At 69.1% G+C, this 21,766-nt stretch carries 20 protein-coding genes; 16 read left to right on the top strand and 4 right to left on the bottom strand.

Annotation, left to right across the window (positions count from 1 at the left end; genetic code table 11):
• Nucleotides 1-2 precede the first annotated feature (2 nt).
• Entirely contained in the window at nucleotides 3-698 is a 696-nt protein-coding gene (locus ACZ7HQ_RS40910; protein ID WP_471001452.1) for a demethylmenaquinone methyltransferase, read from the top strand.
• A 28-nt stretch (nucleotides 699-726) separates the two neighbouring features.
• On the opposite strand, the gene ACZ7HQ_RS40905 is transcribed toward ACZ7HQ_RS40910, so the two are convergent.
• Nucleotides 727-1,035: a PASTA domain-containing protein gene (locus ACZ7HQ_RS40905; RefSeq protein ID WP_471001449.1), complete on the bottom strand. Its 309-nt coding sequence runs from the start codon at nucleotides 1,033-1,035 to the stop codon at nucleotides 727-729.
• A 109-nt stretch (nucleotides 1,036-1,144) separates the two neighbouring features.
• Nucleotides 1,145-1,675: a GNAT family N-acetyltransferase gene (locus ACZ7HQ_RS40900; RefSeq protein WP_471001447.1), complete on the bottom strand. Its 531-nt coding sequence runs from the start codon at nucleotides 1,673-1,675 to the stop codon at nucleotides 1,145-1,147.
• 97 nt (nucleotides 1,676-1,772) lie between these two features.
• On the opposite strand from ACZ7HQ_RS40900, the gene ACZ7HQ_RS40895 reads away from it, so the two are divergent.
• The gene (locus ACZ7HQ_RS40895) at nucleotides 1,773-3,065 is read left to right on the top strand and encodes a geranylgeranyl reductase family protein (RefSeq protein ID WP_471001444.1); all 1,293 of its coding nucleotides are present in this window, start codon (nucleotides 1,773-1,775) and stop codon (nucleotides 3,063-3,065) included.
• An 82-nt stretch (nucleotides 3,066-3,147) separates the two neighbouring features.
• Here ACZ7HQ_RS40895 and def read toward each other — a convergent pair whose 3' ends face one another.
• Both def and ACZ7HQ_RS40885 read right to left on the bottom strand, forming a co-directional pair.
• Nucleotides 3,148-3,771: a peptide deformylase gene (def, locus tag ACZ7HQ_RS40890; RefSeq protein ID WP_471001441.1), complete on the bottom strand. Its 624-nt coding sequence runs from the start codon at nucleotides 3,769-3,771 to the stop codon at nucleotides 3,148-3,150.
• Between the two features lie 151 nt (nucleotides 3,772-3,922).
• Nucleotides 3,923-4,735, bottom strand: coding sequence for a C40 family peptidase (locus tag ACZ7HQ_RS40885; protein ID WP_471001437.1), 813 nt, complete (start codon nucleotides 4,733-4,735; stop codon nucleotides 3,923-3,925).
• 751 nt (nucleotides 4,736-5,486) lie between these two features.
• On the opposite strand from ACZ7HQ_RS40885, the gene ACZ7HQ_RS40880 reads away from it, so the two are divergent.
• From ACZ7HQ_RS40880 to nuoN, 14 genes are read left to right on the top strand one after another with little or no spacing between them, the layout of a single operon-like run.
• Nucleotides 5,487-5,846 carry an NADH-quinone oxidoreductase subunit A gene (locus ACZ7HQ_RS40880; protein ID WP_003992243.1) on the top strand — a complete coding sequence of 120 codons (360 nt, stop codon included), beginning with the start codon at nucleotides 5,487-5,489 and terminating at the stop codon, nucleotides 5,844-5,846.
• Nucleotides 5,847-5,860: 14 nt separating this feature from the next.
• Nucleotides 5,861-6,415 (top strand): NuoB/complex I 20 kDa subunit family protein, encoded by a 555-nt coding sequence (locus ACZ7HQ_RS40875; RefSeq protein ID WP_007383964.1) that lies wholly within the window; start codon nucleotides 5,861-5,863, stop codon nucleotides 6,413-6,415.
• Complete coding sequence (locus ACZ7HQ_RS40870) at nucleotides 6,412-7,182, top strand: NADH-quinone oxidoreductase subunit C (RefSeq protein WP_471001434.1); 771 nt, start codon at nucleotides 6,412-6,414, stop codon at nucleotides 7,180-7,182. The genes ACZ7HQ_RS40875 and ACZ7HQ_RS40870 overlap by 4 nt, the downstream gene beginning before the upstream one ends.
• Nucleotides 7,179-8,504: an NADH-quinone oxidoreductase subunit D gene (locus tag ACZ7HQ_RS40865; RefSeq protein WP_471001431.1), complete on the top strand. Its 1,326-nt coding sequence runs from the start codon at nucleotides 7,179-7,181 to the stop codon at nucleotides 8,502-8,504. The genes ACZ7HQ_RS40870 and ACZ7HQ_RS40865 overlap by 4 nt, the downstream gene beginning before the upstream one ends.
• Complete coding sequence (gene nuoE / locus ACZ7HQ_RS40860) at nucleotides 8,501-9,367, top strand: NADH-quinone oxidoreductase subunit NuoE (protein ID WP_471001429.1); 867 nt, start codon at nucleotides 8,501-8,503, stop codon at nucleotides 9,365-9,367. The genes ACZ7HQ_RS40865 and nuoE overlap by 4 nt, the downstream gene beginning before the upstream one ends.
• A complete protein-coding gene (gene nuoF / locus ACZ7HQ_RS40855) occupies nucleotides 9,367-10,713 on the top strand; it encodes an NADH-quinone oxidoreductase subunit NuoF (RefSeq protein ID WP_471001426.1) in 1,347 nt (448 codons plus the stop codon). The genes nuoE and nuoF overlap by 1 nt, the downstream gene beginning before the upstream one ends.
• Nucleotides 10,710-13,214: an NADH-quinone oxidoreductase subunit G gene (locus ACZ7HQ_RS40850; RefSeq protein ID WP_471001423.1), complete on the top strand. Its 2,505-nt coding sequence runs from the start codon at nucleotides 10,710-10,712 to the stop codon at nucleotides 13,212-13,214. The genes nuoF and ACZ7HQ_RS40850 overlap by 4 nt, the downstream gene beginning before the upstream one ends.
• A complete protein-coding gene (nuoH, locus tag ACZ7HQ_RS40845; RefSeq protein ID WP_471001420.1) occupies nucleotides 13,211-14,572 on the top strand; it encodes an NADH-quinone oxidoreductase subunit NuoH in 1,362 nt (453 codons plus the stop codon). Before ACZ7HQ_RS40850 ends, nuoH begins: the two co-directional genes overlap by 4 nt.
• Nucleotides 14,565-15,206 (top strand): NADH-quinone oxidoreductase subunit NuoI, encoded by a 642-nt coding sequence (nuoI, locus tag ACZ7HQ_RS40840; RefSeq protein ID WP_471001417.1) that lies wholly within the window; start codon nucleotides 14,565-14,567, stop codon nucleotides 15,204-15,206. The genes nuoH and nuoI overlap by 8 nt, the downstream gene beginning before the upstream one ends.
• Nucleotides 15,203-16,045 (top strand): NADH-quinone oxidoreductase subunit J, encoded by an 843-nt coding sequence (locus ACZ7HQ_RS40835; RefSeq protein ID WP_471001414.1) that lies wholly within the window; start codon nucleotides 15,203-15,205, stop codon nucleotides 16,043-16,045. Before nuoI ends, ACZ7HQ_RS40835 begins: the two co-directional genes overlap by 4 nt.
• Nucleotides 16,042-16,341 carry an NADH-quinone oxidoreductase subunit NuoK gene (nuoK, locus tag ACZ7HQ_RS40830; RefSeq protein WP_028420845.1) on the top strand — a complete coding sequence of 100 codons (300 nt, stop codon included), beginning with the start codon at nucleotides 16,042-16,044 and terminating at the stop codon, nucleotides 16,339-16,341. Before ACZ7HQ_RS40835 ends, nuoK begins: the two co-directional genes overlap by 4 nt.
• A 15-nt stretch (nucleotides 16,342-16,356) precedes the next feature.
• Nucleotides 16,357-18,303 carry an NADH-quinone oxidoreductase subunit L gene (nuoL, locus tag ACZ7HQ_RS40825; protein ID WP_471001411.1) on the top strand — a complete coding sequence of 649 codons (1,947 nt, stop codon included), beginning with the start codon at nucleotides 16,357-16,359 and terminating at the stop codon, nucleotides 18,301-18,303.
• Nucleotides 18,304-18,308: 5 nt separating this feature from the next.
• Nucleotides 18,309-19,880 (top strand): NADH-quinone oxidoreductase subunit M, encoded by a 1,572-nt coding sequence (locus ACZ7HQ_RS40820; protein WP_471001408.1) that lies wholly within the window; start codon nucleotides 18,309-18,311, stop codon nucleotides 19,878-19,880.
• Entirely contained in the window at nucleotides 19,877-21,526 is a 1,650-nt protein-coding gene (gene nuoN, locus ACZ7HQ_RS40815; protein WP_471001405.1) for an NADH-quinone oxidoreductase subunit NuoN, read from the top strand. The genes ACZ7HQ_RS40820 and nuoN overlap by 4 nt, the downstream gene beginning before the upstream one ends.
• The last annotated feature ends 240 nt before the right edge of the window (nucleotides 21,527-21,766 follow it).

Here is a 21,766-nt window from a genome sequence, read left to right as displayed (position 1 = left end):
GGGTGACCCGCGCTTCCCTGAACAAGCAGCCGCACGAAGTCGCCTCGATGTTCGACGACGTGGCGGAACGGTACGACCTGACGAACGACGTGCTGTCGCTCGGCCAGGACCGGCGCTGGCGCAAGGAGGTGGCGAAGGCGGTCGACGCACGCCCCGCGCAGAAGGTCCTCGACCTGGCCGCCGGTACGGCCACCTCCTCGCTGCCCTTCGCACGGACGGGCGCCTACGTCGTCCCCTGCGACTTCTCCCTCGGGATGCTCCAGGTCGGCAAGAAGAAGCACACCTGGCTGCCGTTCACGGCCGGCGACGCGACCAGGCTGCCGTTCAAGGACGACACCTTCGACGCCGTGACGATCTCCTTCGGGCTGCGCAACGTGCAGGACACGGACGCGGCCCTGCGCGAGATGTACCGGGTGACCCGGCCCGGCGGACGCGTGGTGATCTGCGAGTTCTCGCACCCGACCTGGGCGCCGTTCCGCACCGTCTACACCGAGTACCTGATGCGGGCGCTGCCGCCGGTGGCCCGCGCGGTCTCCTCGAACCCGGACGCCTACGTCTACCTCGCCGAGTCCATCCGTTCCTGGCCCGACCAGCCCGCCCTCGCCGAACGGCTGCGCAAGGCCGGCTGGTCCAAGGTGGCCTGGCGCAACCTCACCGGCGGTGTGGTCGCGCTGCACCGGGGCTTCAAGGAGAGCTGAGCGGTCTTCTTCCGCCCGGGCGGCGGGCTCAGCGGTTGATCATCTCGAAGGCGTCACCGGGCTCGCCGAGTTCGCGTTGGAGCCCTCCCGCGGGCGGCCGCGGGATGCGTGGCTCGCGCACGCCCCCGCCGCCCTCGCTCTCACCGAAGTCGAACCACACGTACACCATCGACTCCCGCGGCACCTCGGCGCCGGGCTGCGGGTACTGGCGTACGACGTAGTCGACGACCGTGAGGTGGAAGTCCGGGCGGTCCGGCGCGTTGAGGAACAGGCCCCGCGCCCGGGCCGTTTCGCGCGCATCCACGGCCATCAGTCCGACCAGCCGCGGTACGCGCACTTCGGGTGTTTTGGGTGTTATACGCACAGATGTCACCCCCAGCGGTACTGGAAGGGTAACTCCCGTGAGCCCCGGCCGGAAGGAGTTGGTGTCTTTCTGTAACAGATGGCTACTCTGTGTTATCAGTACCGGTGTTGAGCGCCAGCCGGAAGCAGAGCGCCGACTCGTCCAGCGTGGGATGCGGGTAGCTCTCCGCCGGCCGCATACCGAGCCGCCGGGTCACCGCGATCGACCGTTCGTTGCCCGGCCGGACCATCGCCACCACCTCCGGCACCCCGGCCGCCCGCGCCCGCAGGAGCGTCTCGCGCGCGGCCGCGGTGGCGTACCCCCGGCCCCAGTGCGCCCGGCCCAGCCGCCAGCCGATCTCCACCTCGCCGACCGGGCCCCAGCCGGGCCGCCAGGGCTGCGCCCCGGTGAAGCCGATGACCTCCCCGGCCTCGTCCAGCAGGGTCCACAGGCAGAAGCCGAGTTCGGCGTCGTGCCGCCGCTGGCGCGCGGTGAGTTCCTCGTAGACCGACAGCGCGGCCGGCCTGCCGCCGTAGAACTCCATGACCTCGGGGTCGTCGAAGACCCGGTGCCAGGCGATCGCGTCCTCGTGGGTGGGGACGCGCAGCCGTACCGCGGGGAGGGGTCGGTTCACAGGGCAGCCCTTCAGCCGGGTGATCAATTCTGCTGAATAGACTGCCCATGTCCAGTGCCGGTCGGCACGCAGATTTCGAACCAGGGGAGATCCCGCCGTGACCGTCGTGAAGGAGCCCCTCTCCGAAAACACCGCCGACGTGATCGTCGTCGGCGCGGGGCCGGCCGGCTCCACGACCGCGTACCACCTCGCCAAGGCCGGTCTCGACGTCCTGCTTCTGGAGAAGACCGAGTTCCCGCGCGAGAAGGTCTGCGGCGACGGCCTCACCCCGCGCGCGGTCAAGCAGCTCGTGGCGATGGGGATCGACATCTCCGAGGAGGCCGGCTGGCTGCGCAACAAGGGCCTGCGCATCATCGGCGGCGGCTCCCGCCTGCAGCTCGACTGGCCGGATCTCGCCACCTACCCGAACTACGGACTCGTCCGCAAGCGCGACGACTTCGACGAGCAGCTCGCCCGTAACGCCCAGAAGGCGGGGGCGCGGTTGTACGAGCGCTGCAACGTGAGCGGGCCCGTCATCGACGACCGCACCGGCCGCATCACCGGCGTCACCGCCAAGCTCGGTGAGGAGAAGCGCGAGGTCACCTTCCACGCGCCGCTCGTCGTCGCCGCCGACGGCAACTCCACCCGGCTGTCCCTCGCGATGGGCCTGCACCGCCGCGAGGACCGCCCGATGGGCGTCGCGGTCCGGACGTACTTCGAGAGCCCCCGTCACGATGACGACTACCTGGAGTCCTGGCTGGAACTGTGGGACCGCCGCGGCCCGCAGGACCGTCTGCTGCCCGGCTACGGCTGGATCTTCGGCATGGGTGACGGCACCTCCAACGTCGGCCTCGGCGTGCTGAACACCTCCGCCTCCTTCAAGGAGCTGGACTGGCGCGAGATCCTCAAGGCCTGGTGCGCCTCCATGCCGGAGGACTGGGGCTACACCCCCGACAACATGACCGGCCCGATCCGCGGCGCCGCGCTGCCCATGGCCTTCAACCGCCAGCCGCACTACACGCGCGGGCTGCTGCTCGTGGGTGACGCCGGCGGCCTGGTGAACCCCTTCAACGGCGAGGGCATCGCCTACGCCATGGAATCCGGCCAGATCGCCGCCGACGTCATCGTCCAGGCGCACGCGCGTGCCACGCCCGCGCAGCGCGAGATCGCCCTGCAGCGCTACCCGCGCGTCCTCAAGGACACCTACGGCGGCTACTACACGCTCGGCCGCGCCTTCGTGAAGCTCATCGGCAACCCGAAGGTCATGCAGATCGCCGCCCAGCGCGGCCTCACGCACCCGGTCCTGATGAAGTTCACCCTCAAGCTCCTCGCGAACCTCACCGACCCCACGGGTGGCGACGCGATGGACCGCATCATCAACGGCCTGAGCAAGGTGGCCCCGAAGGCGTGACCAGGTCCTGTCCGGCGGACCAGGCCGGAGGAAGGCACCGGTGCCGGACGCCGCGTCTGCGACAGGCTCCGCCGGACAGGCCCTAGTCGTTGAGCGCGGCCGCGTTGGCGGCCCGGCGGGCGAGCACCTCGTCCCGCTGGGCCGCCATCTGTCGCAGCGCGTCCTTTTTCTCCCGCTTGGACAACCGATCCAGGTAGATGTACCCGTTGGTGTGGTCGGTCTCGTGGATGAGGCACCGCGCGAAGTAACCGGTGCCCTCGATGACGACCGGCCGGCCGTCCTTGTCCTGCCCGCGCACCGCGGCCCGGTCCGGCCGCGATACGGCCATCACGGCACCCGGCACCGACAGACAGCCCTCGTCCTCGTCCAGCAGCCGTCGCCCGCTCGTGGGCGTTTCGAGCACCGGATTGACGATGTGTCCGACATGCCGGACACCGCCGTCATCGGGGCAGTCGTACACGAACAGCCGGAGATCGACCCCGACCTGGTTCGCCGCAAGCCCCGCCCCTTCGGCGGCGTACAGGGTGAGGAACATGTCGTCGATGAGTGCGGCGAGGTCGGGCCCGAACTCCGTGACGTCCCGGCACGGCTTGTGCAGGACCTCCTCGCCGACCTCGGTGATCCGCCGCACCGCACCGCGCCGGGCCTCGGGGGCGTGGCGCGGGTAGTAGTCGGCGGGCTGTCCCTGGACGAACACGCGTGGCATCGCGCGGTCTCCTTCGCTCGTGGACGGACCGCCGGGCGGCGGCCCGTGCCGAGCATGCCAGGAGCGACCACGTCGGTGGGCCGGCAACGACGCAAGGGCCGCTGCCCCCGAGCGGCTGCGGCCCTACGCGCGTGAGAGGTGCGGGGTGTGCTCAGAGCACCCGCACGGCGCCGGACGGCGGGTCGTACGACAGCGGGTGCTCGCCGACACCGCTGGAGGGGTTCTGCGCGCCGACGAACATGCCGTCGCCCACGTACACCGCGACGTGGTAGGCGCTGCCCGCGCTGCCCCAGTACAGGATGTCGCCCGGCTGCAGGTTGCTCAGCGACACCTGGGTGCCCTGGGTCGACTGGTCCTGGGAGACGCGCGGCAGGCTGATCCCGACCTGCTTGAAGGCCGTCTGCACCAGGCCGGAGCAGTCGTACGCCGACGGACCGGTGGCGCCGGAGACGTACGCCTTGCCGATCTGCGCCTTGACGAAGCTGACGACGGCCGCGGCCGAACCGGTGGCCGTGGACGTGCTCGTGGAGGTGCTGCCGGTGTCCGCCGTGGCGGAGAGCGTCGTCCGCTCGGCGTTGCGCGAGGCGCGCGCGGCGGCCTCCTTGCGGGCGGACTCCTCGGCCTTCTTCTTGGCCTCGGCGGCCTTCTGCTTCGCGTCGGCGAGGTCCGCCTTCGCCTGCTTCGCGGCCTTTGCGGCGGCCGCGTCACGCTCGGCCTGCAGCTGGTAGTTCGCGGCGGCCTGCTGGGTGGCGTCCGCGGACTGGGCCGCCTGAGCGGCCAGGTCGGCCGTCAGGGTGGGCAGTTCGAGGGTCTGCGTCACCGGCTCGGCCGCGTTCGCCGAGCCGGACGCCCCGGCGACTGCCAGGGTGCTGAGGACGCCACCGGCAACTCCGGCCCGCATCGCGAGGGTCGACGCGCTGCGGCGGGGCTTCCGGTGGCTGCGTATGTGAGCGGTGTGGGACATGGGAATAACCGGTACCAGGGGCTCCTTCATATCTTCAAGAAACGTGTGGTGCGCCACAGTTGCTCAATCGAGACTCAGAATCCCGGGCGTGTCGCTCTTTATTGACGCCGTAACGGACATAGCGGACCTCGGTGATCAAGGCCTTGATCACGGTCTTTGATCATTACGTCCGAATTGCCCCCCACCTACCATCGGTTGAGGTCGTTGGCCAAGCCCGGTTCTCAGAGGCTTCCCAGCGATGTGGCGGAGGTCACGGAACGGTTACCGGAAGCGTGGCGTCCGGGGTGTGCGGCGCTCGTGAACGCGTGCACGCGTCCGTACCCCCGTCCACATCGCACACCGCACCTCCCACTGATGTGTGAACGCCCCCACTAGCAGGCACCGGCGTCCAGCGCCAATTTGCATGCAGCGGAACTCTCTTGATATGGAGACGCCCCCTCCGGCCTGCGACGACAAGCGAAAATGTCACTTCTGGTGATCAACTGAACGCTTCGCGTATGAAGATCACTCATCATCCGACTTCATGATCCTTCGTCAGGTGGTGGAGATCACAAAGCTTGTGGAATACCCCGTGTCGCAGATCACAGAGCGACGGGCATAAGATGCGTGGCAACTGGGCTTGTGACCTGCTTCACATGTTCTCGATCTTCACCCGGGACGACGGGTCTCGTGGGACCGGTGAGGCGGAAGTGAGCGCAGTGCACCAGTGCAACCGCCAGCAGTCAGCGCCGACTGAGAGGAGCGAGGAGCGGTGAACGCGTATGCGCCCATCCTCGTACTGGGAGCCCTCGGGGCAGGCTTTGCGATCTTCTCCGTGGTCATGGCCACGCTGATCGGTCCGAAGCGGTACAACCGCGCCAAGCTCGAGGCCTACGAGTGCGGTATCGAGCCGACCCCCACGCCGGCCGGCGGCGGGCGCTTCCCCATCAAGTACTACCTGACGGCGATGCTCTTCATCGTCTTCGACATCGAGATCGTCTTCCTCTACCCCTGGGCCGTCACCTTCGACGCCCTGGGGATCTTCGGGCTCGTGGAGATGCTGCTCTTCGTGCTCACCGTCTTCGTCGCGTACGCGTACGTATGGCGGCGCGGCGGCCTGGAATGGGACTGAGGGGCCTTTAAGACATGGGACTCGAAGAAAAGCTGCCGAGCGGCTTCCTGCTGACCACCGTCGAGCAGGCCGCGGGCTGGGTGCGCAAGGCGTCCGTCTTCCCCGCGACCTTCGGCCTCGCCTGCTGCGCCATCGAGATGATGACCACCGGCGCCGGCCGTTACGACCTCGCGCGCTTCGGCATGGAGGTCTTCCGCGGCTCGCCGCGCCAGGCCGACCTGATGATCGTCGCCGGCCGGGTCAGCCAGAAGATGGCGCCGGTGCTCCGGCAGGTCTACGACCAGATGCCCAACCCGAAATGGGTGATCTCCATGGGCGTCTGCGCCTCCTCGGGCGGCATGTTCAACAACTACGCGATCGTCCAGGGCGTCGACCACATCGTCCCGGTCGACATCTACCTCCCGGGCTGCCCGCCCCGCCCCGAGATGCTGATGGACGCGATCCTCAAGCTCCACCAGAAGATCCAGTCCTCCAAGCTCGGCGTCAACGCCGAGGAAGCGGCCCGCGAGGCGGAGGAGGCAGCGCTCAAGGCCCTGCCCACGATCGAGATGAAGGGGCTGCTGCGGTGAGCGACGCGAACGGCAACGGCACGGGCGGCGTGAACGGCTCCGCGAACGGGGTGAACCCCGAGAAGGACCTCTCCGCCTCCAACCTCCCCGGCCAGCGCGGCCAGGGCGGCGAGGAGATCCGCGTCCAGCGCGGCATGTTCGGCGCCGACAAGGGCGGCGACACCTCCGGCTACGGCGGCCTGGTCCGCTCGGTCCGGCTCCCGGGACCGGCGACCCGGCCCTACGGCGGCTGGTTCGACGAGGTCGCCGACGAGCTGGAGGGCGCTCTGGAGGAACAGGGACTCCTGCCGGACAACGCCATCGAGAAGACGGTCGTCGACCGCGGCGAGCTCTCCTTCCACATCGAACGCGAGCACCTGCTCCGCGTCGCCCGCACCCTGCGCGACGACCCGGCCCTGCGCTTCGAACTGTGCACCGGCGTCAGCGGCGTCCACTACCCGCACGACAAGGGCCGCGAGCTGCACGCCGTCTACCACCTGCGCTCGATCACCCACAACCGGCTGATCCGCCTCGAAGTCAGCGCCCCCGACGCCGACCCGCGCATCCCGTCCCTCGTCTCCGTCTATCCGACGAACGACTGGCACGAGCGCGAGACCTACGACTTCTTCGGAATCGTCTTCGACGGTCACCCGGCCCTGACGCGGATCATGATGCCGGACGACTGGCAGGGCCACCCGCAGCGCAAGGACTACCCCCTCGGCGGCATCCCCGTCGAGTACAAGGGCGCCCAGATCCCGGCTCCGGACCAGCGGAGGTCGTACTCGTGAGCAGCACCCAGTCAGCAGCCGCCCGGGAAACCACCGAGGGCACCGTATACACGGTCACCGGTGGTGACTGGGACGAGGTCGTCCAGTCCGCGACCCGCGCCGACGACGAGCGCATCGTCGTCAACATGGGTCCCCAGCACCCCTCCACCCATGGAGTGCTCCGCCTGATCCTGGAGATCGAGGGCGAAACGGTCACCGAGGCCCGCTGCGGCATCGGCTATCTGCACACCGGCATCGAGAAGAACCTCGAATACCGCACGTGGACGCAGGGCACCACCTTCGTCACGCGCATGGACTACCTGACGTCCTTCTTCAACGAGACCGCCTACTGCCTCGCCGTCGAGAAGCTCCTCGGCATCGAGGACCAGATCACCGAACGCGCCAAGATCATCCGGGTGCTCCTGATGGAGCTGAACCGGCTCTCCTCCCACCTGGTGTGCATCGCCACCGGCGGCATGGAGCTGGGCGCCACCACGATCATGATCTACGGCTTCCGTGATCGTGAAATGATTCTCGACCTCTACGAGCTCGTCACGGGCCTGCGGATGAACCACGCGTACATCCGCCCCGGCGGACTCGCCCAGGACCTGCCACCCGGCGCGGTGGACCAGATCCGCGAGTTCGTGAAGAAGATGAAGAAGAACCTCCCGGAGTACGACAAGCTCGCCACCGGGAACCCCATCTTCAAGGCCCGCATGCAGGACGTCGGCTACCTCGACCTGGCCGGCTGCATGGCCCTCGGCGCCACCGGCCCGATCCTGCGCTCCACCGGCCTGCCGCACGACCTGCGCAAGGCACAGCCGTACTGCGACTACGAGACGTACGACTTCGACATCCCGACCGCCGACAGCTGCGACGCCTACGGCCGCTTCCTGGTCCGCCTGGAGGAGATGCGCCAGTCGCTCAGGATCGTCGAGCAGTGCCTGGACCGGCTCGCGCCCGGACCGGTCATGGTCGCGGACAAGAAGATCGCCTGGCCCGCCCAGCTCGCCCTGGGACCGGACGGGCTCGGCAACTCCCTCGACCACATCAAGAAGATCATGGGCACCTCCATGGAGGCCCTGATCCACCACTTCAAGCTCGTCACCGAGGGCTTCCGCGTCCCGCCGGGCCAGGCGTACGCGGCGGTCGAGTCCCCCAAGGGCGAGCTCGGCGTACACGCCGTCTCCGACGGCGGCACCCGCCCCTACCGGGTCCACTTCCGGGACCCGTCCTTCACCAACCTGCAGGCCATGGCGGCGATGTGCGAAGGCGGCCAGGTCGCCGACGTCATCGTCGCCGTCGCGTCCATCGACCCCGTGATGGGAGGCGTCGACCGGTGACCACCTCTTCTTCGGAGCGGGGCGTCAGCCTGGGCATGCCGGAACTGCCCGCGCCCCCCTACCCGGACGACGTCCGGGCCCGGCTGGAGGCGGACGCGCGCGAGGTCATCGCGCGCTACCCGGACTCCCGGTCCGCCCTGCTGCCGCTGCTCCACCTCGTGCAGTCGCAGGAAGGCCATGTCACACGCACCGGCATGCGGTTCTGCGCGGACATGCTGAACCTCACCACGGCCGAGGTCACCGCCGTCGCCACCTTCTACACCATGTACCGGCGCAAGCCCTCCGGTGACTACCAGGTCGGCGTCTGCACCAACACGCTGTGCGCGGTGATGGGCGGCGACGCCATCTTCGAGACCCTCCAGGAGCACCTGGGCGTCGGCAACGGCGAGACCACCGACGACGGCAAGGTCACCCTGGAGCACATCGAGTGCAACGCGGCCTGCGACTACGCGCCGGTCGTGATGGTCAACTGGGAGTTCTTCGACAACCAGACCCCGGCGAGCGCCAAGCGCCTGGTCGACGACCTGCGTGCGGACCGGCCCGTCCAGCCCACGCGCGGGGCGCGGCTGTGCACGTTCAAGGAGACCGCGCGGATCCTGGCCGGCTTCCCCGACGAGCGGCCCGGGGCCGTCGAGGAGGGCGGCAGTGCGGGACCGGCGTCGCTGGTGGGTCTTCGCCTGGCAAGGGGAGAGACCGCACCCGCGCGCGTGGTCCATCCGCGCGGAGGTCCGCATGAGGAACCGCAGGACAAGGTGCACGAGCCGTCGCCCGCCGAGCACCTCAGTTCCCATGACGCGCCGCAGGAGACATCGGCCTCCGACCCAGCCCACCCGGCAGGGCCTACCGCCGAGGAGGGGGAGTGATGACCGTGGTACCCGAGGTCAAGGACACGAGCCCGGAGAAGCTGCTCGCACCCGTGCTGTCGGCCTTCTGGGACGAGGACCGGTCCTGGACTCTGGACGTCTACCGGAGGCACGAGGGGTACGAGGGGCTCCGCAAGGCGCTCGCCATGTCGCCGGACGACCTGATCGCGTACGTCAAGGAGTCCGGGCTGCGTGGCCGCGGCGGCGCGGGGTTCCCGACCGGAATGAAGTGGCAGTTCATTCCGCAGGGTGATGGGAAACCGCACTATCTAGTTGTCAACGCCGACGAATCGGAGCCTGGGACCTGCAAGGACATCCCGCTCCTCTTCGCGAACCCGCACAGCCTCATCGAGGGCATGGTGATCGCGTGCTATGCCATCAGGTCGTCGCATGCCTTCATCTATCTGCGTGGTGAAGTCGTCCCCGTTCTGCGGCGGTTGCACGAGGCCGTGCGCGAGGCCTACGAGGCGGGCTACCTCGGCGAGAACATCCTGGGCAGCGGGCTCGACCTCCAGCTCACCGTGCACGCCGGCGCCGGCGCGTACATCTGCGGTGAGGAGACCGCACTGCTCGACTCGCTCGAAGGCCGCCGTGGTCAACCGCGGCTGCGTCCCCCTTTCCCTGCTGTCGAAGGGCTCTATGCCTGCCCGACTGTTGTGAACAACGTCGAGTCGATCGCGTCGGTTCCCGCGATCCTGCAAAACGGGAAAGACTGGTTCAGGTCGATGGGCAGCGAGAAGTCCCCGGGCTTCACGCTCTACTCGCTCAGCGGCCACGTCGCCGGCCCCGGCCAGTACGAGGCCCCGCTCGGGATCACGCTCCGCCAGCTCCTCGAGATGAGCGGCGGCATGCGGCCCGGCCACCGGCTGAAGTTCTGGACGCCGGGCGGCTCCTCCACGCCGATGTTCACCGACGAACACCTCGACGTCCCCCTCGACTACGAGGGCGTCGGCGCCGCCGGCTCGATGCTCGGCACCAAGGCGCTGCAGTGCTTCGACGAGACGACATGCGTGGTGCGGGCGGTGACCCGCTGGACCGAGTTCTACGCCCACGAGTCCTGCGGAAAGTGCACGCCGTGCCGCGAAGGGACGTACTGGCTGGTGCAGTTGCTGCGGGACATCGAGGCCGGCAAGGGCACCATGTCCGACCTCGACAAGCTCGCCGACATCGCCGACAACATCAACGGCAAGTCCTTCTGCGCTCTCGGAGACGGCGCCGCGTCCCCGATCTTCTCCTCGCTGAAGTACTTCCGCGAGGAGTACGAGCAGCACATCACCGGCCGGGGCTGCCCCTTCGACCCGGCCAAGTCGACGGCCTGGGCGGACCGCCCGGAGGTGAACGCATGACCGTGACCACCAACGCTCCCGCGGGTGGCGGAGAGGCGGCGGTCCCGCCGGAAGACCTCGTCACGCTGACGATCGACGGCATCGAGATCAGCGTGCCCAAGGGCACCCTGGTCATCCGGGCCGCCGAGCAGCTCGGCATCGAGATCCCCCGGTTCTGCGACCACCCCCTGCTCGACCCCGCCGGCGCCTGCCGCCAGTGCATCGTCGAGGTCGAGGGCCAGCGCAAGCCCATGGCGTCCTGCACCATCACGTGCACCGACGGCATGGTGGTGAAGACCCAGCTCACCTCGCCGGTCGCCGAGAAGGCCCAGCACGGCGTGATGGAGCTGCTGCTCATCAACCACCCGCTGGACTGCCCGGTCTGCGACAAGGGCGGCGAGTGCCCCCTGCAGAACCAGGCCATGTCGCACGGCAACCCCGAGTCCCGCTTCGACGGCAAGAAGCGGACCTACGAGAAGCCCGTGCCGATCTCCACCCAGGTCCTGCTCGACCGCGAGCGGTGCGTGCTGTGCGCCCGCTGCACCCGGTTCTCCAACCAGATCGCGGGCGACCCGATGATCGAGCTGATCGAACGGGGCGCGCTGCAGCAGGTCGGCACCGGCGAGGGCGACCCGTTCGAGTCGTACTTCTCCGGCAACACCATCCAGATCTGCCCGGTCGGCGCCCTCACCTCGGCGGCCTACCGCTTCCGCTCCCGCCCCTTCGACCTGGTGTCCTCGCCGTCGGTGTGCGAGCACTGCTCCGGCGGCTGTGCCACCCGCACCGACCACCGGCGCGGCAAGGTCATGCGGCGGCTCGCCGCCGACGACCCCGAGGTCAACGAGGAGTGGATCTGCGACAAGGGACGCTTCGCGTTCCGGTACGCGCAGCAGAAGGACCGCCTCGACACCCCGCTGGTACGCAACGCGGACGGTGTCCTGGAGCCCGCGTCCTGGCCAGAGGCGCTGGAGGCAGCCGCGCGCGGCCTCGCCGCCGCCCGCTCCCGGGCCGGCGTCCTCATCGGCGGCCGGCTGACCGTCGAGGACTCCTACGCGTACAGCAAGTTCGCGCGCGTGGCACTCGACACGAACGACATCGACTTCCGCGCGCGCGTGCACAGCGGCGAGGAGGCCGACTTCCTGGCCTCCCAGGTGGCCGGCCGAGGCCGCGACCTCGACGGTACGGGTGTCACGTACACCTCCCTGGAGCAGGCTCCGGCCGTCCTGCTGGCCGGCTTCGAGTCGGAGGAGGAGGCGCCGGGCGTCTTCCTGCGGCTGCGCAAGGCGTGGCGCAAGCGCAAGCAGCAGGTGTTCGCGCTGGCCACGCACGCGACCCGGGGCCTTGAGAAGGCGGGCGGCACCCTGCTGCCGGCCGCGCCGGGCACGGAGACCGAGTGGCTGGACGCCCTCGCGAGCGGCGTCGGCCTGGAGGGGTCCGGCGCACGGGCCGCCGAGGCCCTGCGCACCGAGGGCGCGGTCATCGTCGTCGGCGAGCGGCTCGCCTCGGTCGCGGGCGGCCTCACCGCCGCCGTACGGGCCGCCACCGCGACCGGCGCGCACCTGGTGTGGATCCCGCGCCGGGCCGGTGAGCGCGGGGCCGTCGAGGTGGGCGCGCTGCCGTCGCTGCTGCCGGGAGGCCGCCCGGCGACCGATCCGCGCGCGCGTGAGGAGGTCGCGGCCGTCTGGGGGCTCGCCGAACTCCCGCTGCGCTACGGCCGCGACACCCACCACATCATCGAGGCCGCCGCGACCGGTGAACTGTCGGCCCTGGTGGTCGCCGGTGTGGAGGTCACCGACCTGCCCGACCCGGCACGCGCGCGTGAAGCACTCGAAAGCGCCGGCTTCCTGGTGTCGCTCGAACTGCGGCCCAGCGAGGTCACCGGACACGCCGACGTCGTCCTGCCGGTCGCCGCGGTCGCCGAGAAGGCGGGCACCTTCCTCAACTGGGAAGGCCGGGTGCGTTTCTTCGAGGCCGCCCTCAAGCCCGAGCAGATGACCCGCCGCCTCGCACCGACCGACGCGCGCGTGCTGCAGATGCTGGCCGACGCCATGGACGTCCACTTGGGCCTGCCGGATCTGCGTACCACGCGCGCGGAGATCGACCGGCTGGGCGCCTGGGACGGCCCGCGTGCCACCGAGCCCCAGGAGTCCGCGGGAGCGCTGCCCCGCCCGGCCGGCGGCGAGGCCGTACTCGCCGGGCACCGCCTGCTGCTCGACCAGGGCGTGCTCCAGGAGGGCGACGAGGCGCTCGCCGGAACCCGGCACGCCGCCCACGCGCGCGTGTCCGCGGCGACGGCCGCCGAGGCGGGCGTCGAGGACGGCGGCATCCTCACGGTCACCGGCCCCGCCGGCACCGTGGAACTCCCGCTGCAGACCACCGAGATGCCCGACCGGGTGGTCTGGCTCCCGCTGAACTCCGTCGGCGCAGGCGTCGCCTCCGACACCGGGGCTCAGCCCGGCTCCCTCGTTCGCATCGGCCCGGCGGCATCCGCCGAACAGGCCCCCAAGGAGGTGGAGGCATGAGCCCGTACCTCGCAGCTGAAGACCTCTCGATGTTCGGCCGCGACCCGTGGTGGCTGGTCGTCGTCAAGGCCGTGTTCTGCTTCGCCTTCCTGATGGTGACCGTGCTGTTCTCCATCGTCTGGGAGCGCAAGGTCGTCGCCTGGATGCAGCTGCGCATCGGCCCCAACCGGCACGGCCCCTGGGGCATGCTCCAGTCGCTCGCCGACGGCGTGAAGCTGATGCTCAAGGAAGACATCATCGTCAAACGCGCCGACAAGGTGGTGTACGTCCTCGCGCCGATCGTCGCGGCCATCCCGGCCTTCATGGCGATCGCGGTGATCCCGTTCGGCCCGGCCGGCAACGAGATCTCGATCTTCGGCCACCGCACCACGATGCAGCTCACCGACCTGCCGATCGCGATGCTCTACATCCTCGCGGTCGCCTCCGTCGGCATCTACGGCATCGTCCTCGCGGGTTGGAGTTCCGGATCCACCTACCCGCTCCTGGGCGGCCTGCGCTCCTGTGCGCAGATGATCTCCTACGAGATCGCGATGGGCGCCGCGTTCGCCTCCGTGTTCCTGTACTCGGGGTCGATGTCGACGTCCACGATCGTGGAGCAGCAGCACGACCGCTGGTACATCCTGCTGCTGCCGGTCTCGTTCATCCTCTACATCGTCACGATGGTCGGCGAGACCAACCGCGCCCCCTTCGACATGCCGGAGTCCGAGGGCGACCTGGTCGGCGGTTTCAACACCGAGTACTCGTCCATCAAGTTCGCGATGTTCATGCTCGCCGAGTACGTGAACATGGTGACGGTCTCGGCCGTCTCGACCACGCTGTTCCTCGGCGGCTGGCGCGCCCCCTGGCCGATCAGCTCCTTCTGGGAGGGCGCGAACCACGGCTGGTGGCCGCTGCTGTGGTTCGTCATCAAGGTCCAGTTGCTGCTGTTCTTCTTCATCTGGCTGCGCGGCACGCTCCCGCGGGTCCGCTACGACCAGCTGATGAAGCTCGGCTGGAAGGTCCTCATCCCGGTCTCGGTGACCTGGCTGATGCTGGTGGCGACCGTGCGGGCCCTGCGCAACGAGCACTACGCCTTCGCCGACATCGCCCTCTATGTGGGCGGCGGAGTCCTCGCCCTGCTGCTGATCTCCTTCGTCGCCGACATGTTCCGCGAGAGGGCCAGGGCGGCCGGCCAGCCCGCGGAGCAGGCCGGATTCGACCCGATGGCGGGCGGATTCCCGGTACCGCCGCTGCCCGGTCAGGAACTGCCACCGGTGCCGAGGCGCCGCTCGCGCCGCGAGCGGGAGCTGATTGTCAGTGGTGGACCGGACACTGTCAGTGACGGATCTTCGGATGGAAAGGAGGCGTCCGATGGCTGAGGAGGCCAAGGAGACCAAGCCCGGTTTCCAGAACCCCGTTGCCGGCTTCGGCGTGACCTTCAAGGCCATGTTCAAGAAGCGGCTGACCGAGCAGTACCCGGAGCAGAAGAAGACCACGGCTCCGCGGTTCCACGGACGGCACCAGCTCAACCGCCATCCGGACGGTCTCGAGAAGTGCGTCGGCTGCGAACTGTGCGCGTGGGCCTGCCCCGCCGACGCCATCTACGTGGAGGGCGCCGACAACACCGACGAGGAGCGCTACTCGCCGGGCGAGCGCTACGGCCGCGTCTACCAGATCAACTACGCCCGCTGCATCCTGTGCGGACTGTGCATCGAGGCGTGCCCCACGCGCGCCTTGACGATGACCAACGAGTTCGAACTGGCCGACTCCAGCCGCGCCAACCTCATCTACACCAAGGAACAGCTCCTCGCCGGCCTCGAAGAGGGCATGGTCGACACGCCGCACGCGATCTTTCCCGGGACGGACGAACAGGACTACTACCGGGGCCTGGTCACCCAGGCCGCTCCCGGCACGGTCCGCCAGGTCGCCCTCTCCAAGGGCGAGGTGCCGCAGGAGGCCGCGTCCACCTTCGGGGAGGACGAGCCGGCCTCGGAGAAGGTGATCGGCCGATGACGACGCACCTCGCCGCCTACACCACCTCCACCGGTGAGGCGTTCCAGTTCTGGGTCCTCGGCACCGTCGCGGTGATCGGCGCCCTGTGCACCGTCTTCATGAAGAAGGCCGTGCACAGCGCGCTGTGTCTCGCCGGGACCATGATCGTCCTGGCGGTGTTCTACCTCGCCAACGGCGCCTACTTCCTGGGGATCGTGCAGATCGTCGTCTACACCGGCGCGATCATGATGCTGTTCCTGTTCGTGGTGATGCTCGTCGGCGTCACGGCCGCGGACTCGCTGAAGGAGACCATCAAGGGCCAGCGCTGGCTGGCCCTTCTGTGTGGGGTCGGCTTCGGTGTCCTGCTGCTCACCGGCATCGCGAACGCCTCCCTGAAGGAGTTCGACGGCACCGGCCAGGCCAATGCGAACGGCAACGTGGAGGGCCTCGCCTCCCTCATCTTCACCAAGTACGTCTTCGCCTTCGAAATCACCGGCGCCCTGCTGATCACGGCCGCCGTCGGCGCCATGGTGCTCACCCACCGGGAGCGCACCGAGCGTGCCAAGACCCAGCGCGAGCTGTCCGAACAGCGCGTCCGCGAGGGCAAGCACCTGCCGCCGCTGCCCGCCCCCGGTGTCTACGCCCGGCACAACGCCGTCGACATCGCGGGCCTGCTCCCCGACGGCACGCCGTCCGAGCTGACCGTCAACAAGACGCTGCGCGAACGCGGCCAGATCCGTGACGTGTCCGCGGAGGCCCTCAACGACCTCCGTGCACTGGAACAGCGCGCGGAGGACCGCCTGGAGCGCACGGCGATCGAACCGGCGACGTTCAAGCGGCCCGAGGAGGCGTCCAAGTGAACCCGGTCAACTACCTCTACCTCGCGGCCCTGTTGTTCACGATCGGCGCGACCGGCGTACTGATCCGGCGCAACGCCATCGTGGTCTTCATGTGCATCGAGCTGATGCTGAACGCCTGCAACCTCGCGTTCGTCGCCTTCTCCCGGATGCACGGCAACCTCGACGGCCAGATCATCGCCTTCTTCACGATGGTCGTCGCCGCCGCGGAGGTCGTGGTGGGCCTCGCGATCATCGTGTCGCTGTTCCGTACCCGCCACTCGGCCTCGGTCGACGACGCCAGCCTGATGAAGCTGTAAGGGGTCGGAAGAATCGTGGAGAACCTGATCGCGCTGCTCATCGCGGCGCCCCTGCTCGGAGCGGCCGTCCTCCTGGTCGGCGGCCGGCGGCTCGACGCCGTCGGCCACTGGATCGGCACGCTGCTCTCGTTCGTCTCCTTCGCCCTCGGTCTCGTGCTCTTCGCCGACCTGCTGGGCAAGGGAGCCGAACACCGGACCCTGATGCAGCACCTGTTCAGCTGGGTCCCCGTGGCCGGCTTCCAGGCGGACGTCACCTTCCGCCTCGACCAGCTGTCCATGACGTTCGTGCTGCTGATCACGGGCGTCGGCTCACTGATCCACCTGTACTCGGTCGGGTACATGGAGCACGACGAGCGGCGCCGCCGCTTCTTCGGCTACCTGAACCTGTTCCTCGCGGCGATGCTGCTGCTCGTCCTCGCCGACAACTACCTTCTGCTGTACGTCGGCTGGGAAGGCGTCGGCCTCGCCTCGTACCTGCTGATCGGCTTCTGGCAGCACAAGCCCAGCGCCGCGACGGCCGCGAAGAAGGCCTTCCTGGTCAACCGCGTCGGAGACATGGGCCTGTCGATCGCGATCATGCTGATGTTCGCCACCTTCGGCAGCTTCGCCTTCGGCCCGGTCCTCAGCCACACCGGGGACACCTCCGAGGGCAGGCTCACCGCCATCGGCCTGATGCTCCTGCTCGCCGCCTGCGGCAAGTCCGCCCAGGTGCCGCTGCAGTCCTGGCTCGGGGACGCCATGGAGGGCCCGACCCCGGTCTCGGCCCTGATCCACGCGGCGACGATGGTGACGGCGGGCGTGTATCTCATCGTCCGCTCCGGAGCCATCTTCAACGCCGCCCCCGACGCCCAGCTGGCTGTCACCGTCGTCGGCGCAGTGACGCTCCTCTTCGGTGCGATCGTCGGTTGCGCGAAGGACGACATCAAGAAGGCGCTCGCCGGCTCGACCATGTCGCAGATCGGCTACATGGTGCTCGCCGCGGGCCTCGGCCCCATCGGCTACGTCTTCGCGATCATGCACCTGGTGACACACGGCTTCTTCAAGGCCGGACTGTTCCTCGGTGCGGGCTCCGTCATGCACGGCATGAACGACGAGGTCGATATGCGCAAGTACGGCGGCCTCAGGAAGTACATGCCGATCACGTTCATCACCTTCGGGCTCGGCTACCTCGCCATCATCGGCTTCCCGTTCCTGTCTGGCTTCTTCTCCAAGGACAAGATCATCGAAGCGGCCTTCGCCAAGGGCGGCACCGAGGGCTGGATCCTCGGCGGCGCGGCCCTGCTGGGCGCGGCCATCACCGCCTTCTACATGACGCGCGTGATGCTGATGACCTTCTTCGGAGAGGAGCGCTGGAAGAACCAGCCCACCCGATCCCCGGAGGCACCCAGCGCCGAGCCCGCCGCCGAACACCACGGCGAGCACGCCGAACCCCACCCGCACGAGTCCCCGAAGGTCATGACGATCCCGATGATCGTGCTGGCCGTCGGTTCGGTCTTCGGCGGTGGCTTCTTCAGCATCGGCGACCGCTTCCTCCACTGGCTCGAGCCGGTCACCGGACACAGCGAGGGCAACTCGCCGGTCAGCGCATGGGTGGTCACCGCGGCGACCCTCGTGTGCCTCGTCATCGGCGTCGGAATCGCCTGGGCCCAGTACGGCCGCAAGCCCGTCCCCGCCGTCGCCCCGCGCGGCTCCCTGCTCACCCGCGCGGCCCGCCGCGACCTGCTCCAGGACGACTTCAACCACGTGGTCCTGGTGCGCGGCGGCGAACACCTCACGCGCTCCCTGGTGTACGTCGATCACACCCTGGTCGACGGTGTCGTCAACGGCACGGCAGCCGGCTTCGGCGGCCTGTCCGGGCGGCTCCGCCGGATCCAGAACGGCTTCGCCCGCTCCTACGCGGTCTCGATGTTCGGCGGTGCGGCACTTCTGGTCGCCGCGACCCTGCTGATGAGGGCGGTCTGATACCGATGTCGTTTCCTCTGCTGACAGCGACGGCGGCGCTCCCGGCCGTCGGGGCCGTCGCCACGGCCGCCGTACCGGCCGTGCGGCGCACCGCGGCCAAGTGGCTGGCGCTGCTCGTCTCGCTGGCCACGCTCGCGCTGGCGATCACCGTCCTGGTCCGCTTCGACCCGGGCGGCGCCCGTTACCAGCTCACCGAGTCGCACGCCTGGATCAAGGACTTCGGAGTGCGGTATGAGCTGGGTGTGGACGGCATCGCGGTGGCGCTGCTCGCGCTGACCGCGCTGCTGATCCCGTTCATCATCGTCGCCGGCTGGCACGACGCCGATCCGCTGGAGACGGGCAGCCGCCGCTGGCGGCCGACCCAGGGCTTCTTCGCGCTGATCCTCGCCGTCGAGGCGATGGTGGTCATCTCCTTCGAGGCCACCGACGTCTTCGTCTTCTACATCTTCTTCGAAGCCATGCTCATCCCGATGTACTTCCTCATCGGCGGCTTCGGCGACCGCGCCCACGCACAGGGCGAGAAGGCGGCCTCTACGCAACGGTCGTACGCGGCGGTGAAGTTCCTGCTGTACAACCTGGTCGGCGGCCTGATCATGCTGGCCGCGGTGATCGGCCTCTACGTGGTGGCCGGAAACTTCAGCCTCCAGGAGATCGTGCAGGCCCGTGCCAACGGTTCGCTGCACATGGCGACGAGCACCGAACGCTGGCTGTTCCTCGGCTTCTTCTTCGCCTTCGCCGTGAAGGCGCCGCTGTGGCCGCTGCACACCTGGCTGCCCAACGCCATGCAGGAGGCCACCGCCCCGGTCGCCGTCCTCATCACGGCGGTCGTCGACAAGGTCGGCACCTTCGCGATGCTCCGCTTCTGCCTCCAGCTGTTCCCGGAGGCCAGCAAGTGGGCGACGCCGGTGATCCTCGTACTGGCCCTGATCAGCATCGTCTACGGCGCGCTCCTCGCCGTCGGCCAGCGGGACATCAAACGCCTGGTGGCCTACGCGTCGATCTCGCACTTCGGCTTCATCATCATGGGCATCTTCGCGATGACCAGCCAGGGCCAGTCCGGCGCGACGCTCTACATGGTCAACCACGGCATCTCCACGGCCGCGCTGATGCTGGTCGCGGGCTTCCTGATCTCCCGGCGCGGCTCGCGGCTCATCGCCGACTACGGAGGCGTGCAGAAGGTCGCTCCGGTGCTCGCCGGTACCTTCCTGATCGGCGGTCTCGCCACCCTCTCCCTGCCTGGCCTCGCCCCGTTCGTGAGCGAGTTCCTGGTCCTGGTGGGTACGTTCACGCGCTATCCGGCGATCGGCATCATCGCCACCCTGGGCATCGTCCTCGCCGCGCTCTACACCCTCGTCCTGTACCAGCGGACGATGACGGGGCCGGTGAAGCCGGAGGTGTCGGCGATGCCCGACCTACGCGCGCGTGAACTCGTCGTCGTCGCCCCGCTGATCGTGTTGCTGATCTTCCTGGGCGTCTACCCGAAGCCCGTCACGGACATCGTCAACCCGGCGGTCAAGCAGACCATGTCCGACGTCCACAAGACCGACCCCAAGCCCTCGGTGGAGGCGGCCAAGTGAGCACAGCAGCCGTCCACAGCCTGTGGACAACCGCGGCCGACCCGATCTCGAAGATCCCGGCGCCGAAGATCGAATACGGACAATTGTCGCCGACGCTGATCGTCGTCGGCGCGGCGCTGGTCGGCGTGCTGATCGAGGCGTTCCTCCCGCGCAGGTCCCGCTACTACGCCCAGGTGTTCGTGTCCGTCGTCGCGCTGTGCGCCGCGTTCGCCGCGGTCGTCGCGCTGGCGGCCGACGGCTACGGCACGACGAAGGCGCACATCGCGGCGATGGGCGCCATCGCCGTCGACGGCCCGTCCCTGTTCCTGCAGGGCACGATCCTGCTGGCCGGCCTCGTCGGTCTGTTCACCTTCGCCGAGCGGCGCCTTGACCCGGCCGCGCACGGCAACCGCGTCGACTCCTTCGCCGCGCAGGCCGCGTCCATCCCGGGCAGCGACAGCGAGAAGGCCGCGGTCAAGGCCGGCTTCACCACCACCGAGGTCTTCCCGCTGCTGCTCTTCGCCATCGCTGGCATGCTGGTGTTCCCCTCGGCCAACGACCTGCTGACGCTGTTCGTGGCCCTGGAGGTCTTCTCCCTGCCGCTGTACCTGCTGTGCGCGCTGGCCCGCCGCAAGCGGCTGATGTCCCAGGAAGCCGCGGTCAAGTACTTCCTGCTGGGCGCGTTCGCCTCGGCGTTCACGCTGTTCGGCATCGCCCTGCTGTACGGCTACGCGGGCTCGGTGTCGTACGCGCGCATCGCACAGGTCGTCGACGGCACGGTCACCGACGTCGACCCGGCGCTCGCGGGCACCATGGGCAACGACGCGTTGCTGCTGCTCGGCACCGCCCTGATCGTGATGGGCCTGCTGTTCAAGGTGGGCGCGGTGCCGTTCCACATGTGGACGCCGGACGTCTACCAGGGCGCACCGACGCCCGTGACCGGCTTCATGGCGGCGGCGACGAAGGTGGCGGCCTTCGGGGCGCTGCTGCGCCTGCTGTACGTCGTCCTGCCCGGGATGCGCTGGGACTGGCGGCCGGTCATGTGGGCGGTGGCGATCATCACCATGCTCGGCGGTGCGATCGTCGCGATCACCCAGACCGACATCAAACGGCTGCTGGCGTACTCGTCCATCGCGCACGCCGGATTCATCCTCGCGGGTGTCATCGCCACCTCGAAGGACGGCGTCTCGTCGGTCCTCTTCTACCTGGCCGGCTACTCCTTCGTGACGATCGGTGCCTTCGCGGTCGTCACACTGGTGCGCGACGCGGGCGGCGAGGCGACCCACCTGTCCAAGTGGGCCGGGCTCGGCCGCAGGTCGCCGTTGGTGGCCGCCGTGTTCGCGGTGTTCCTGCTGGCCTTCGCGGGCATCCCGCTGACCTCCGGCTTCGCGGGGAAGTTCGCCGTCTTCAAGGCGGCGGCGGCCGGCGGTGCGGCCCCGCTGGTGGTGATCGGTGTGATCTCCTCGGCGATCGCCGCGTTCTTCTACATCCGTGTGATCGTGGTCATGTTCTTCAGCGAGCCGCGGCCGGAGGGCCCGACCGTGGCCGTGCCGTCCCCGCTGACCATGGCGGCGATCGCCGTGGGCGTCGCGGTCACGCTGGTGCTCGGTGTGGCGCCGCAGTACTTCCTGGACCTGGCGAGCCAGGCGGGAGTGTTCGTGCGCTGAGTCCCCCGCCGAAGGCCCCGGTTCCCCAGGGAACCGGGGCCTTCGCGCGCCGCTCGGTTGTTCTTGTGGATCCGGCCCGGATGGCCCGCGCGAGGACGTTGCAGGGCTCCGGCGGGTGCCCCCGGCCTGTGGATACTCCGACGCTGTCGGTCCGGACCCCTATCGTGGAGGCAGCGGTCGAGAAACGACACACGGGGGACCGACGGGGGACAGGACGATGCGCGTGACGGGCGGGATCAG

The organism is Streptomyces sp. NPDC037290, assembly GCF_055603245.1.
The sequence above is the reverse complement of the archived record's forward strand: the minus strand, read 5'-3'. Positions and strand labels throughout refer to the sequence as shown.